Source organism: Corallococcus sp. AS-1-12, from assembly GCF_020036995.1.
GTDB lineage: Bacteria > Myxococcota > Myxococcia > Myxococcales > Myxococcaceae > Corallococcus.
The window spans coordinates 361,596-374,416 of record NZ_JAIQDD010000004.1; the positions used below are offsets into that span (position 1 = coordinate 361,596).

Sequence of the window (12,821 nt, forward strand, 5' to 3'; positions counted from 1 at the left end):
TCCCTGGACACGGGGTCTTTCGGATGGAGCCGGACGGGGGGAGGCTCCCGGATGCCATGCGAAGCCTCATCCTCCTCGTGGAAGACCATGTCGACAGCCGTGAGATGCTGGAGGAGTTCCTCACGCTGGAGGGCTTCGCCGTGGAGGTGGCCGGCAACGGCCTGCACGCCTGGGAGCGCCTGAGGAAGGGCCCCACGCCGGACGTGATGCTGCTGGACCTGATGATGCCGGTGATGAGCGGCTGGGAGCTGATGGAGCGCGTGCAGAAGGAGCCGCGCCTCAAGGACCTGCCCGTCATCGTCGTGTCGGGCGCGGGCGCCACCCGCCCCGTGCCCCAGGGCATCCGGGCGTCCATCCCCAAGCCGCTGGACCTGGACGACCTGATGCGCGCGCTGGAGCCGTTCCGCTCCTCCGCGCAGTCGCAATTAGCCGCCGCCTACTGAGCCTGCGCCGCCGGCTCGCGCGGCAGGAGCACGCGGAAGACGGTGCCCTCCGACGCGCGCGAGCGCACCTCGATGCGGCCCCCGTGGCCCTTCACCACCTGTTCGACGATGTAGAGCCCCAGCCCCAGGCCGCCGTGCGTGTTGCTGCCCGCGCCGCGCCGGAAGGGGTCGAACAGGCGGGGCAGCAGGTCCGGCGGGATGGGGTCTCCGCCGTTCTGCACCTCCAGCACCACGTGCGCGTCCGCGTCCGACAGCGTGAAGCGCACGGGGGAGTCCGGCGGGCTGTACTGGAGCGCGTTGCCGCCCAGGTTGCTCACCACCTGGAGCAGCCGGTCCGCGTCCCAGACGCCGTCGTAGCGGCCCGGGCCCACGCTCAGCGACAGCGAGCGCTCCGGCCACGCCGCCTCCAGTTCCTCCACCGCCTGGCGCACCACCATGCGCACGTCGCCGGGCACCCGCTCGATGGGGATGCCGCCGCCCAGCCGGCTGCGGGTGAAGTCGAGCAGCTCCGAAATCATCCGCGCCATGCGCTCGCCGGAGCGCGCGATGCGGGACACCGCCTTGCGGTCGCGCTCCTGGAGCGCGTCGCCGTGCAGCAGCTTGGTGACGGACAACTGGATGGCGTTGAGGGGGTTGCGCAGGTCGTGGCTGACGATGGCGATGAGCCGCTCGCCGAACTGCGCCGCCTCCCGCGCCGCCTCTTCCGCGCGGCGGCGCTCGGTGACGTCCACCAGCGTGACGACGCCCGCGACGATGTGGTCGTCCCGGTCGCGCACGGGCGCGCTGGAGCCCAGCAGGTGCGCGGTGGTGCCGTCCGGCCGGCGCACCTGGAGCGGCTCCGCCTGGCGCGTCTCACCGGTGCGCAGCGCGCGGGCCATGGGCCACGCGTCGTCCGCCAGCGGCTGGTTGTCCGCGGTGAACATCTGGTGTGACGACTCGTAGTCCGCCAGGCTGGCCGAGGGCCGGAAGGGCTGGCCCAGCAGCGACTCCAGCGCGCGGTTGCCCAGCAGCAGCCGGCCGCTGGGCGCCTCCGCGATGAGCACGCCCGCGGGGAGCTGATCCAACACCGCCGCCAGCCGCGCGCGCTCCGCCTCGATGGTGGCCAGCAGGCGCTGCCGCTCCGCCTCCGCGTTGCGGCGCTGGGTGATGTCCAGCACCGTGGCGGCGCGGCCCACGCGGCGGCCCGTGGCGTCCCGCAAGGACGTCACGTGCACGAACGCGGGGAAGCGGCTGCCATCGCGGCGCAGGTGCAGCGCTTCGTATTCGTGGAACGGCTTGGAGCTGGCGGCGGCCATGTGCCGGGGCAGCGCGCCGCGCGACTCGGGCGCGACCAGGTCCTCCAGCCGCAGCCCCTGGAGCGCCTCCACGGGCTGCCCGTGCATGCGCGCGAGCGCGGGGTTCGCCGCCACGAACGCGCTGTCCTCCGCGCCCATCACCGCCACGCCCACGCCCAGGTGCGTGAAGATGTCCTCCCAGCGCTGGGGGCCGGACGCGTCCGGGGCGCCCTGTTCACGCGCCGCCTCCGCCGCCTGGCGCGACGCGAGCATCCGCGCCTGGACGTGGGCCTCCAGCGCCGCGGCCTCCACCGCGTCCACGGCGTCATGGAAGCGCTCCACCTGCGCCTCGTCGTCCGGGCCCCCGCCGCCCCGCTCGCGCCACAGCCGCAGCACCGTGTCGCGCAGGCGCCGGAAGTTCGTCGTCGTGGGGTGCCCGTCGGAGCCCTGCACCAGCAGCGACAGCTCGCGCGCCAGCGCGTCGGAGACCCGCGCGTCCGGGTTGGACATCCGGGCCGCCACCGCGGACAGCCCGTGCGTGAAGGTGTCGCCAGTGCCTGGAGCTTCGTGGAGCCACGCGTCCTGCAGGACGTCGCGGGACTGGAAGAGGAAGTCGGCGAGGGGCAGGGACACGGTGCGAGGCTCGCGGGGCGAAGGGGACCGGGGTGCGTCCGGGATGTGGAGGTGGAGGTCACCTCCGACTTAGGCCCCCGTTTCCCATGCGACAAGGACCGTCTGGCGACGTGTCAGGAGGAAGGCGAACGGACCAGCCCCAGCGGGCACAGGGCGGTCAACCGCAGGAGCCCCGCGCCAGGCTCCACGCGGTAGCGGACCTGGAAGCCGCAGGCGAGCACCGTCGCCCCGTCCCGCCCCGACGGCGGCACCGGCAGCCCCGGCATCCGGCTGGCGAGCGCCCCCAGCTCCGCCTGGAGCCGCGCACGCACCGCGGGCGTACACGCCGTGAGCGTGCGCACCACGGGAGGTTCCAACTGGCAGCGGTAGGCCATGCGCGCCGCCAAGGGTGTGCATCTACAGCCCAACTGCAAGATGACAGCGACACGGTGATTTGCGCCGTCGCGCGCAGGGCGTCAGGGGGAAACAGTCCCCCGGGCCCACTGTCGGGCAGGTGACGCTGGGGCTCCCGTCAGACCCGGGTGCGCTTCAAGAACCCGAGGAAAAACAGGTCGAATCGGGGGATGGCCCTGGGCGTCCACCACCTGCTGCTCGTCGAGGACGATCGGACATGGCGAGAGGGTGTGGGCCGCGCGGCGCGTGAAGCGGGCTTCGTGGTGTCGTCCGTGGCGGACGGCGCGGAGGCGTTGGACTGGCTGCGTCATCGCCCGCGCGCGCAGCACCCGGACCTCATCCTGCTGGACCTGGTGTTGCCCCGGCTGGATGGATGGGAGCTGTACGGCCAACTGCGCACGGACGCGCGGCTGCGGCACCTGGCGGTGATGCTGATGTCCTCGGCGGGCGGTACGCCGGACGTGCCGCTGCACGGGGTGGTGGGCTTCCTGCACAAGCCGCCGCAGCCGGAGGAGCTGGTGCGGGCCCTGGCCGAGCGGCTGCGCGAGCTGCCCGGGCGCCCGAAGGAAACCCCGCGCATGCCGTACGCGCTGCGGCTGACGGACGCGTCGCTCTACACGCTGCACGCCCTGCCGGCCTCGGTCCGTCACGCGGTGCGCGTGCACCTGCTGCGCGCCGCGGAGATGGCGGCGTCGGAGCTGCCCCTGGCGTCGTCGTGGTTGATGGCGCTGCACAGCGAGCAGCCCTCGCTGCTGGTGACGGTGGAGGGCGTGCGCGTGGTGCTGGAGGTGGACGACGCCGGCTGCGCGCTGACGGCGAGCATCGTCATCGTGCCCAGCCACATGCGCTGCGCCTGACGTTGAAGGCTCACACCACCGGCACGCGGTGGACCTCGCCGGAGCGCAGGTCCAGCCACGCCACGCGGCCCCACAGGTCGTGGACGACGCACCAGTCCTCCGTGAGGCGCACGACCTGGGGCGGCGTGCCGGAGGACTCCACCGTCACGCGGGTGTGGCCGGTGATGCCGAACAGGAGGGCCGTGTGCAGCTCGCCCTTCTGGAAGCGCGTCACGCGCCACGCGGGAGAGAGCACCTCGCCCACGCGCTCCGCGGCCCACCGGGCCGGGGAGTGGAAGCGCCGCGTGACGATGGGGGCCACGGAGTACCAGGGTTCGGGCTCCGCGCCTCCGGGGACCTCGATGCCCCCGGCCATCGCCTCGCCGTCGGGGGTGAGCGCGAGGGCGCCGGGTGGCTCCCGCAGGCCCTTCATGTCCGCGCGCCCGCGCAGGACGGGGCCGCCGTGCAGCTCGTAGGTCCAGCGCTCCAGCCGCTCGAAGCCCTGGTCCGGGGTGAGGTGCAGGACGAGGAAGGACAGGTGCTTCGCGTCCACGGCCATGCGGAGCACGGTGCCGCCCACCTCCGACACGCGCCACAGCGAGCGAGGCTCCGCGGCGAGCGTGTCCACCATGCTCACGGCGTCGCGCATGGCGGTGAACCACCGCTCCCCGTCATAGGTGGGCGCCCACGAGTCCAGCTCCAGGTCGCACCAGTGCGTGGCCCGGCGCTCCACCAGGTCCAGCCGGGACACGCGCCACACGTCGCCCCGGCGCGCCAGCGCGAGGGCGCGGTCCCCCTGCGCGGACAGGACCAGCGAGAACGCCGGCACGTCGAAGCCCGCGAGCGTGCGTCCGTCCGGGCCCACCAGCCGCGCGCCCGCTTCCCCCAGCGCGAGCAGCACGCGCCGGCCCGGCAGCACTCCGGCGTCATGCACGGCGTGGGCGCCCGCGTGGCTGCGGTCCATCCCCACGCGCACGGGAGGCAGGTCGTGCGCTTCGGCCCAGGGGCGCCGCTGGGAGGCCCGCGGCGTCGGCAGGTCGGCGCGCAGCGCGGTCAGCGCCGGGGCATTGAGCGCATGCAGTTGCTGGAGGAGCCTGGCGTTGGAGGGGAGCGCCTCCACCTCCTCGTCGCGCATCAGTGCGCGCACGGCGGGGACGAGGAGCACGCTCCGGGCATCGGAGGCTTCCGCGCGCAGCAGCTCCGTGGCGAAGGCCAGGCGCTCCGGAGCGCGCGTCGGCGTTTCGTCCGACAGCAGGACCAGGATGTCCTCGCGCGCGGCGCCGAAGCCGTCCGGGAACTCGAGCGCCAGTCGCGCCAGGAGCTTCGCGCTGCCCGCGCCGTCGGCCTGGATGCCCCGCTCCACCCAGGCACGCGCGAGGTGGCGCGCGGACGGCACGGGCCACACGGCGTCCACCGCGCGCGACCAGTCTCCGGCCTCCGCGAGCGACTCCGCCCACAGGAGGCGCAGGGCCTGCGCTTCGGCGGGGTGGGTCTTCTCCAGGCGCAGCACGGCGTCCGCGAACACGCCCGAGCGCCGTGCGATGGCCACCGCGCGCTCCACGTCCTTCGCGAGGAACCACTGGCGCACCACGAGGCCCGGCGGAAGGCCGCGCCCTTCCGCGAGCTCCGCCGCGAGCTGGAAGCGGCCGTGACGCTCCAGGAAGGACACGGCCTCCTCGGTCGCGTCCAGCAGCTCCGCGAGGACGAAGGCGGCCTCGTCGATGCGGCCTTCGCGCTCCAGGCGGCGGAAGGTCTCGCGGTAACGCTCGCGCAGCGCTTCGAACACGGCGGGGCCTCCGCCGAACGACTGCGCGGCGCCGCTCCGGCCCTGAGGTTGGATGCGCAGCGTCTCGCGCGGGCCGGGCACTCCGAGCGCGAGCTTCGCGCGTGCGTCCAGGCTCTTGCCCAGGGGGATGGCGTGGCGCAGGGCTTCGTCGAGGTTGCCCTGTTCGAAGAGTTCAAAGAGGTGGCGCAGGTAGTCTCCCTTGCGCTGACCCACGAGCTGGCCCAGGGGCGTGTTCCGGAGCATCCACTCCTTGAGTTGTTCGAGCGCGCCCGGGCCCTCGGGCTCGGGGGGACGCGTGGGGGGGCTGGAGCCCTGTGAGGCTTTGGCGGCGTCGCCGCCACGCATTCCCGCGAGGAGCCGTGAGACCCAGCCGGCCCGTCCGCCAGTGCCCGTGGCGGAGGTGTGCGCCGTGTCCGAGGAGAAGGCGCCCCGCAGACGGTCAAGCCATCCCGCGCGACTCGGGGCCAACGCGTTGCCCGGTGTGCCTTGCGGCTCCGTGCGGAAGGCCCTTCGCAGCCGCGCGTACAAGCCTTCGCGACGGACGGTCAACGTCGTCTCACCGGCCTTCGGGGAGAAGGCCCTTCGCAGCCGCGCGAAGAAGCCCTCTCGCACCACCGGGACCTCGCGCCCCGCCATGCGCGCCAGCATGCGCTCCGCTTCGGGCGCGAGCGCGGGCACCTTCGGTCCGAACGTCGCGCGCGTGGGCGGAGGCAGCGGCTCCAGCGCGCTCTTCAGGGGCGGAGGCGGCGCGCCCAGTCCCTTCACGCGCACGCGCCGCCACTCCGAGACGTCCAGCCATGTGCCCGGATCCACCTGGCGCAGCACTCCGGGCCCGTACACCCGTGCGATGCCCTCGTGCACCAGCACGACGGCTCCCGGCGGAGGCGCCAATCGCTCGCGCTCCTTCGGGCTCAGCGGCGCGCTGGTGAGCACTCCGGACTCCAGCACCAGCGGCAGTCCGGGCGCGGCCTCCACCGCGCTCTTGCACGGCGCCGCCAGCTTCAGCAGATGGCCTCCGGCCAGCGCCCAGACGGTGGCGCCGGGCCTCCAGGCCGCCAGCACGCGGCGGCGGGCCTCGGCCTCTCCCAGCAGCCCCGGATGGAACCACCACGCCGCCGCCACCACGGTGCCCCGGTGCACCTGGGCGCGAGGCCGCACGGCTCCAGACGTGGCGCTCACGTCGTGACCTCCGGGAGGGCGCGGTACAACACCGCCTGCTCCATCAGGTCCCACAACACGAACTCTCCCGCCTGCGTCAGCCATCCCAACACCGGCTGCCCGTGGCTCGCAGCGGCCTGCACCACGGGGCCCGTGGCCACCGCGAGCATCCGGGACGCCTGACTCGAGAAGAAGGAGAAGGTGCGTTGATCCGGTTGCAGCGCGACCAGTCCAGGCGGGGACGGAGCAGGTGGCTGCACCACGCCCACCACGCGATGCCCCTCTGGCACGGTGATGACCAACCCACCGGTGTCCAGGAACAGCCGCCAGTCCGAATCACTGTCGCGCACCGCGAGCAGCCCCGCGTCGGGATGCCCCCCGGACGGCGCGTAGCCGAAGTATGCGTCTCCCTGGCGCGCGTTGATGGGGCTCATGCGATCCGGCCCTTCGCCCAGCACCTTGAGCCGTGAGATGCGCACGCGGCTCGTCTCTCCAGTCTCGGGCCTCAGCACACACAGCGGTCGTGAGTTCACCTCCGCCGTCGCGGATGCCGCCTCCTCCTCCATGCCAAGCGCCGAGGTCCCCACCGACGAGGGAGGCGCCAGCGAGAACAGCCGGGCATTTCCGTCCCTCAACCACAGGTGTTCCCGCCCGCGCGGATCCACCCAGCTCACGAGGCAGGACGGGGGCGTCCCCGGAGCGAGGGCCGGTCGTTCGCGGTCATCCGCCGCGTGATAGCGCACCTTCCGGAAACCCTCCGGCGTGCGCACCTGCCCGTGCATCACGTAGCCCCCCAGGTGGCTCGCGAGCACGAGCAACCCACCCGAGTAGCGCCACCCCGCCGCGATCACCTGCTGCCCGGAAGGCACCAGGACACGCCGGGGCTTCGGCACGGTGGCGCGAGGAGAGTGCGGCACGGCCATGGCCTCCACGGCGCCATTCTTGGAGAACAGCAGCACGCGCCGGCCATCGCCAGAGAAGGAGAAGCCAACGATGCGCCGGTCGGCCTTGCGCGGCATCCACCCGGATGCCTGCGGATGGGAAGCGAAGGGATTGCGCAGCAGGCGCACGCAATCCTCCGGAGGCGGAAGCTCCAGCACCACCGAGCGGGGAACACGGGCCGCGGGCCGCACGTCCACGGTGAGCCGGTGCGCACCGGGCTCCATCGGCTCGGAGACCTCCACGCGGGACATCCCCTCCGCGCCCTCCAGTCGCCCCAGGCGCGAGGAGCCCACGAGCCACACGTCCTCGGGCGCGCGTGAGAGGTCCAGGGCCTCGCGCCACGCGGACAGGTGCCGTGCGGACGCGGGCGTGGTGGAGCGGGCGTTGAGCCACGCGAGGAGCGACGTGCCGCCCAGGCCTGTATGGGTGGCGTGAGCAGGCTCGGTCTGGAGCGCGCCCCAGGTGAACGCCGCGCCCACGGCCTCCGCGCGGCGCGCGAGCACCACGAGCAACGCGAGGTGCGCGATGCGCGGCAGGCCCAGTTGATCCGGTCCCACGTCCAGCAGCACCACGGTGCGCCGGGCCCCCCGCGGCTGCTGGAACGCGGGCTTGAGGAACGACAGCTCACCGAACGCCGCGCGGCGCACCAGCTCCTCTGGAGCCTCCAGCGCCCAGAGCCACTCACTGACGAGCAACCGGTCGAAGGGCCCGCGTCGGGAGAGCCCGTCATAGCCCTGGGGCTCACCGCCCTCGGACTCACCGCGAGGCCGCAGCGTCCCGACCGCCGCGGACAGCCGCGCCACGTGCGGCCCCAGGTGCCGTGCCAGGTCCTCCGGGAACAGCGACAACTGCGTCGCCCAGGGGCGCAGCGCGGGAGGCAGCGCGGTCGTCACGAAGCAACCTCCTCGCCCGGGGCGGACGGCGAGGCACGCGCGACAAGCCTGGCCGCCTCGGGAGGCAACGCGGTCGTCACGAAGCAACCTCCAACGCCTGGGCGGACAGCCACGCGCTCAGCGAGGCGCGCGCGACAGGTTTGGCCGCCGAGACGGAGACGAGCACCCCTGACGCTGGCAGCACCGCGAGCGGCGCATCGCCCTGCCCCGCGAGCAACGCGCGCTCCAGCAGCGAAGGCGCCACCTCCGGCTCCAGCGCGCAGGGCAGCAGCAGCGCGGGCGCCAGCGGGTCACGGCCCAGGTACACCGCGCCATCCACCCAGGGCAGCGAAGCGGCCGTCCCCAGCAACACGAGCACATCCCGTCCCGCGACACCGGTCCACGATGCGAGCGTCCCATCCTCCGCCCGCGCGGCGCGGTGTCCCAGCGCGAGCGCCACGCGGCCAACGCCAGCCACGGCCACGGGCTCCAGGGGCAGGGCCCGGGGACACCAGCGCACGGGGAGGCCCGCGATGACCGGCTCCAGAGGCGGCCTCATGACGCCCTGCCTCCGCGCATCCCACGCCCGTTGAGCACCCGTGCACTGTAGACCGCGCCGGGCACGACGCGCGACAGTCCGGCGGACCCGCGCTGTACAGCGCCCCGAGCCCCTCCCCATGCTCCCGAGCATGAGCACGACCCGGCTCCACTCCCACCTGAAGGCCCCCCGCTCGCGCGTCTACAGCGCCCTGATTGACGCCCGCGCCGTCGCGACCTGGAGGGTGCCCGACGGCATGACGAGCCAGGTCCACGTCTTCGAACCGCGCGAGGGCGGCGCGTTCCGGATCTCCCTCACCTACGACGCCCCCACGGAGACCGGCAAGACGACCGCGCACACGGACACGCACCACGGCCGCTTCGTGAAGCTCGTGCTGGACGAACAGGTCATCGAGACCACCGAGTTCGAGACCACCGACCCCACGCTTCAAGGCGAGATGCGCATCACGTTCACGCTCACGGACGCGCGGGACGGGGGCACCGACCTCCTCGCCGTGCACGAAGGACTGCCGCCCGGCGTACCGCCCGCCGACAACGCGCTCGGCTGGCGGATGTCCCTGGAGAAGCTCGCGAAGTACGTGGAGTCCCCCGCCTCAACGTGACGGCAGCTCCCGCGCCGCGACCTTCGGAAGGGCGCGGTACTCCTCCGTCAGCACGAACCCGTCCCCCATGTTGGTGACGCGGGTGAGCGCGTAGAAGTCCTGGAAGCGGTACTCCGCGCTCGCCTGCCGCAGCAGCCCCTGCCGCAGCTCCTCCACGCTGCCCTCCCCGTCCTGCTTCACGGGCGGCCCCGCCAGCGTCACGAGCGTCGCGTTCGCCGCGCGAAACGTCGCGCTGATGGGGGCCGGGTCCAAGGCCCGGCTCACGGCAATCACAGACACCAGCCGGTCATCCGCGCCGAACGTCACCCACAGGTTCCGGATGGCGGCCTCGCGCTCCAGCCCCGGGAACAGCGCCGCCGGCACCTCCTCGCAGTCCAGGTCCCCCTGGCTGCGCGGCACCGAGCACTTCACCCCGTGCGCCCGGGCCCACGCGAGCAGCGACTCGCGCGTCGTCTGCTCCAGGTCGAACCCCAGCGCGGGCCGGGCCAGCGCGGGGCGCTCTCCCCGGTAGGAGGCCGCGAAGCGCATCCTCGCGGCCTCCTTCTGCTCGGGGCTCTGCTTCACGTCGTACCCCAGCGGACACCCCGCCGCGGACGCGGCCTGGGGCATGGACATCCCCATCCACTTCAGGAGCGGCCGGCCGGACGGCGTATGGGCAAAGCCCATCACCGCCGTGAACAGCACGCCCACCCCCACGGTGGACACCAGCACGCGGCGCACGGCACGCGGGAGAACGATGCGAGTCATGGAGCCCTCGGGAGCGGTGACTACTTGCCGACGATGGACGCCTTGAACGCGGCGTCCGTCACGATGGGAGCGAAGCAGGAGGACACGTCCGCGGACGTCACGCCGTTGTCCGTGAGCGCCGGCACCACCATGTTCGCGATGAAGTAGTCGTACTGGGAGTTGGTGATGGCCATGCCCAGGTGCGCCGCCGCCATGTCCTGCGGGCCCGCGTACGTCTTGCCATCCGTGTACTGGATGGACTCCGGACCGCCATAGGCATAGACGAGGAACGCCGCCAGCTTGCCCTCGAACGTGGCCGCGTCGTCCGCGTACGCCGGGCCCTGGCTCGCGTCGCCGATATGGGTGAAGGACTCGCCCAGGTTCGCCGTGCCGTTGGGGCCGTTCAGCTCCGCCAGCGTCTTCGCGACGATGGACTTGTTCACCGCGACGAACGCGTTCGCGCCGAACGTGTCCCACGCGTTCTTGTTGCTGCTCGTGCAGCGCAGCGACGTGCCCGGGCCCTTGCCCGTGGGCATGTAGCCCGTGCCCGCGTCCGGCATGTTGTTGTTGTCATCATCGTCGCCGCAGCCCGCGAGCAGCGCCGCCGAGGCAATAGCCAACACCGCGAAGGTGTTTCGCATGAAGTGTTCTCCCGTGGATGGATTGCCGTCGGCACGGCGCTCCCACCGCCGCCGTCCCGCTGGCAGCAACCCATACGGGCCACCGCGGCCATTGGATTTCCGGAAGGACTTCCGGAAGGTGTCACGCCGCGCGGGTGCTCGCGTCCTCCAGCACCGCCGCCACCTCGCCGCGCAGCGCGCGCAGCGCCTCCGGCAGCGCCTCCGGCGCGAAGCCCGCGTCCATCTCGCGCGCCACGCCCTCCAGCTTCAGCCGCCACGCGGCCACCGCGTCCCCGTCCCCGTCCACGGGCCGCGACGCCAGCAGCACCTGCCCCGCCTGCGCGATGCGCTGGGCCCGGGCCAGCGGCCCCGCGCTCGCCTCCAGCGCCGCGGCCGGCAGGGCCAGGTTCTCCGACGCGGACAGCACGTCGCGCAGCACGTCGCGCGCCAGCGCCTGCGCCTCCTTCGTGGGCACCGCGTAGACGAGCGGCCACAGGTCCGCCACGCCCGGCGTCGTCCGCCCCGCCAGCGCCGCGGCGGCGGCCACCAGCCGCTGCACCTTCACCGCGCGCCGGTCCGACAGCGCGATGCCCGCCGCCCGCAGCGTCCGCAGCGCCTGCGCCAGGTGCGGCCGCACCGGCCCCAGGTCCGCGCGCCTCGCCGCCTGCGCCACCACGTCCAGGGATTGGAGCGACGCCACTCGCGGCGCCGCGTCCGCCCACAGCGACGCGCCTCCCTCCAGCAGCTCCTCCAGCCGGGGATCCGGCACCGGCTCCACGAAGATGCGCGCCAGGAACCGGTCCGCGAACGCGGCCAGCGCGTCGTCCTCCGGCAGCGCGTTGGACGCGCCCACGCACACCCGCAGCGGGCACTGCATGCGCGTGTGGCCGCGCCGGAACGTGCGCTCGTTGAGCAGGCCCAGCAGCGTGTTGAGGATGGCGGTGGAGCCCAGGAACACCTCGTCCAGGAAGGCCACCTCCGCCTCCGGCAGCATGCCCGCCGTCTCCGTCTCCACCAGCCCCTCGCGAAGCTTGCGCAGGTCCACCGGCCCGAAGATTTCAGACGGCTCCGTGAAGCGCCCCAGCAGGTACTCGAAGTACGAGCCGCCCAGGCCGCGCGCCGTCCTGCGCACCGCCTCGCTCTTCGCGGTGCCCGGCGGCCCCACCACGAGCAGGTGCTCGCCCGCCACCGCCGACAGCGCCACCAACTCCACCATCGCCTCGCGCTCCACCAGCCCCCGGCTCGCGTCGGTGAGCGCGTCGCGGACCTCGGCCGCCGCGACCTCGAAAGATACGGACATGCCCGCGAGCCTAGCCTCGCCCCCGGTCCGGCATACAGTGGCGGCATGGATACGAAGTGGAAGTGGCTGACCCTGGCCGGCGTCCTGGGCGCGGGGCCAGCGGTCGCGGACGGGTGGCATGGCTATGCCTCCCTGGGCGCGGGCGTCACCCTGGATCATTTCAGCGACTGGCGCGCCAAGGGCCCCGCCCTCCAGGCCTGGCTCGGCGTGGAGACGCCGCCCGGCCTGTCCCTGGGCGTCGTCTTCGAGACCACCCAGACCTGGGGCCAGCGGTTCGCCGAGGCCCAGAACCCGTCCGAGATGAGCCGCGTGCAGTTGGACTACACCGCCGTGGGGCTGGAGGCCCGCCTGCGCTTCCTCGGCGACAAGCCGGTGACGCCGTGGCTGGGCGCGCGCCTGGCCAAGAGCTGGTCGCAGCCCTTCACCCCGGACAGCCTGGGCCAGTTGCGCCGCGAGGACTTCGACGTCACCAGCATGGCCTTCCGCGTGGGCCTGGACGGGTGGTTCTCCGACCGGTGGGGCATCTCCCTGGCCACCGCCATCCAGTTCTGCGACGTGAAGTTCACGAAGGCCACGGACGACACCAGCGCCAGCGCGGGCGTCAGCGTGAACATGTGCGCCAAACCGCTCCAGAGCATCGTCGCCGGACCCGTGCTGCGCTTCTAGCGCGGGTACAGT

Annotated in this window: 12 protein-coding genes; 4 read left to right on the forward strand and 8 right to left on the reverse strand. The window is 73.3% G+C overall.

What is annotated here, in order from left to right:
* Positions 1-56: 56 nt before the first annotated feature.
* On the forward strand, positions 57-443 hold the full coding sequence (locus K8556_RS08765; protein WP_223739567.1) for a response regulator: 387 nt from the start codon (positions 57-59) through the stop codon (positions 441-443).
* On the opposite strand, the gene K8556_RS08770 is transcribed toward K8556_RS08765, so the two are convergent.
* Together K8556_RS08770 and K8556_RS08775 are read right to left on the reverse strand one after the other, a co-directional pair.
* The gene (locus K8556_RS08770) at positions 437-2,350 is read right to left on the reverse strand and encodes a PAS domain-containing sensor histidine kinase (protein WP_223739568.1); all 1,914 of its coding nucleotides are present in this window, start codon (positions 2,348-2,350) and stop codon (positions 437-439) included. The genes K8556_RS08765 and K8556_RS08770 overlap by 7 nt on opposite strands.
* A 113-nt stretch (positions 2,351-2,463) precedes the next feature.
* A complete protein-coding gene (locus K8556_RS08775) occupies positions 2,464-2,724 on the reverse strand; it encodes a hypothetical protein (protein WP_223739569.1) in 261 nt (86 codons plus the stop codon).
* 189 nt (positions 2,725-2,913) lie between these two features.
* Here K8556_RS08775 and K8556_RS08780 point away from each other — a divergent pair, with 189 nt between their 5' ends.
* Complete coding sequence (locus K8556_RS08780; protein ID WP_223739570.1) at positions 2,914-3,600, forward strand: response regulator; 687 nt, start codon at positions 2,914-2,916, stop codon at positions 3,598-3,600.
* A gap of 10 nt (positions 3,601-3,610) precedes the next feature.
* On the opposite strand, the gene K8556_RS08785 is transcribed toward K8556_RS08780, so the two are convergent.
* From K8556_RS08785 to K8556_RS08795, 3 genes are all read right to left on the reverse strand, one after another.
* Positions 3,611-6,544 (reverse strand): bpX6 domain-containing protein, encoded by a 2,934-nt coding sequence (locus tag K8556_RS08785; protein WP_223739571.1) that lies wholly within the window; start codon positions 6,542-6,544, stop codon positions 3,611-3,613.
* A complete protein-coding gene (locus K8556_RS08790) occupies positions 6,541-8,358 on the reverse strand; it encodes a hypothetical protein (RefSeq protein WP_223739572.1) in 1,818 nt (605 codons plus the stop codon). The genes K8556_RS08785 and K8556_RS08790 overlap by 4 nt, the downstream gene beginning before the upstream one ends.
* A gap of 76 nt (positions 8,359-8,434) precedes the next feature.
* A complete protein-coding gene (locus tag K8556_RS08795) occupies positions 8,435-8,896 on the reverse strand; it encodes a hypothetical protein (RefSeq protein ID WP_223739573.1) in 462 nt (153 codons plus the stop codon).
* A 130-nt stretch (positions 8,897-9,026) separates the two neighbouring features.
* Between K8556_RS08795 and K8556_RS08800 the strand changes: the two genes are divergently transcribed.
* Positions 9,027-9,497: an SRPBCC family protein gene (locus K8556_RS08800; protein WP_223739574.1), complete on the forward strand. Its 471-nt coding sequence runs from the start codon at positions 9,027-9,029 to the stop codon at positions 9,495-9,497.
* Here the strand turns inward: K8556_RS08800 and K8556_RS08805 are convergent.
* The 3 genes from K8556_RS08805 to K8556_RS08815 all read right to left on the reverse strand — a co-directional run bounded on the left by K8556_RS08805 (position 9,489) and on the right by K8556_RS08815 (position 12,143).
* Positions 9,489-10,244, reverse strand: coding sequence for a hypothetical protein (locus K8556_RS08805; RefSeq protein ID WP_223739575.1), 756 nt, complete (start codon positions 10,242-10,244; stop codon positions 9,489-9,491). The genes K8556_RS08800 and K8556_RS08805 overlap by 9 nt on opposite strands.
* Positions 10,245-10,264: 20 nt before the next feature.
* Positions 10,265-10,864 carry a hypothetical protein gene (locus tag K8556_RS08810; RefSeq protein ID WP_223739576.1) on the reverse strand — a complete coding sequence of 200 codons (600 nt, stop codon included), beginning with the start codon at positions 10,862-10,864 and terminating at the stop codon, positions 10,265-10,267.
* Positions 10,865-10,985: 121 nt separating this feature from the next.
* Positions 10,986-12,143 (reverse strand): AAA family ATPase, encoded by a 1,158-nt coding sequence (locus tag K8556_RS08815; protein ID WP_223739577.1) that lies wholly within the window; start codon positions 12,141-12,143, stop codon positions 10,986-10,988.
* Between the two features lie 45 nt (positions 12,144-12,188).
* On the opposite strand from K8556_RS08815, the gene K8556_RS08820 reads away from it, so the two are divergent.
* Entirely contained in the window at positions 12,189-12,809 is a 621-nt protein-coding gene (locus tag K8556_RS08820; protein ID WP_223739578.1) for a hypothetical protein, read from the forward strand.
* Positions 12,810-12,821 lie beyond the last annotated feature (12 nt).

What these genes read in the sequence shown, in the direction of transcription:
- K8556_RS08765 (WP_223739567.1), top strand. Translation starts at nt 57, where the DNA reads ATGCGAAGCCTCATCCTCCTCGTGGAAGACCATGTCGACAGCCGTGAG.
- K8556_RS08775 (WP_223739569.1), bottom strand. Translation starts at nt 2,724, where the DNA reads ATGGCCTACCGCTGCCAGTTGGAACCTCCCGTGGTGCGCACGCTCACG.
- K8556_RS08780 (WP_223739570.1), top strand. Translation starts at nt 2,914, where the DNA reads ATGGCCCTGGGCGTCCACCACCTGCTGCTCGTCGAGGACGATCGGACA.
- K8556_RS08795 (WP_223739573.1), bottom strand. Translation starts at nt 8,896, where the DNA reads ATGAGGCCGCCTCTGGAGCCGGTCATCGCGGGCCTCCCCGTGCGCTGG.
- K8556_RS08800 (WP_223739574.1), top strand. Translation starts at nt 9,027, where the DNA reads ATGAGCACGACCCGGCTCCACTCCCACCTGAAGGCCCCCCGCTCGCGC.
- K8556_RS08805 (WP_223739575.1), bottom strand. Translation starts at nt 10,244, where the DNA reads ATGACTCGCATCGTTCTCCCGCGTGCCGTGCGCCGCGTGCTGGTGTCC.
- K8556_RS08810 (WP_223739576.1), bottom strand. Translation starts at nt 10,864, where the DNA reads ATGCGAAACACCTTCGCGGTGTTGGCTATTGCCTCGGCGGCGCTGCTC.
- K8556_RS08815 (WP_223739577.1), bottom strand. Translation starts at nt 12,143, where the DNA reads ATGTCCGTATCTTTCGAGGTCGCGGCGGCCGAGGTCCGCGACGCGCTC.
- K8556_RS08820 (WP_223739578.1), top strand. Translation starts at nt 12,189, where the DNA reads ATGGATACGAAGTGGAAGTGGCTGACCCTGGCCGGCGTCCTGGGCGCG.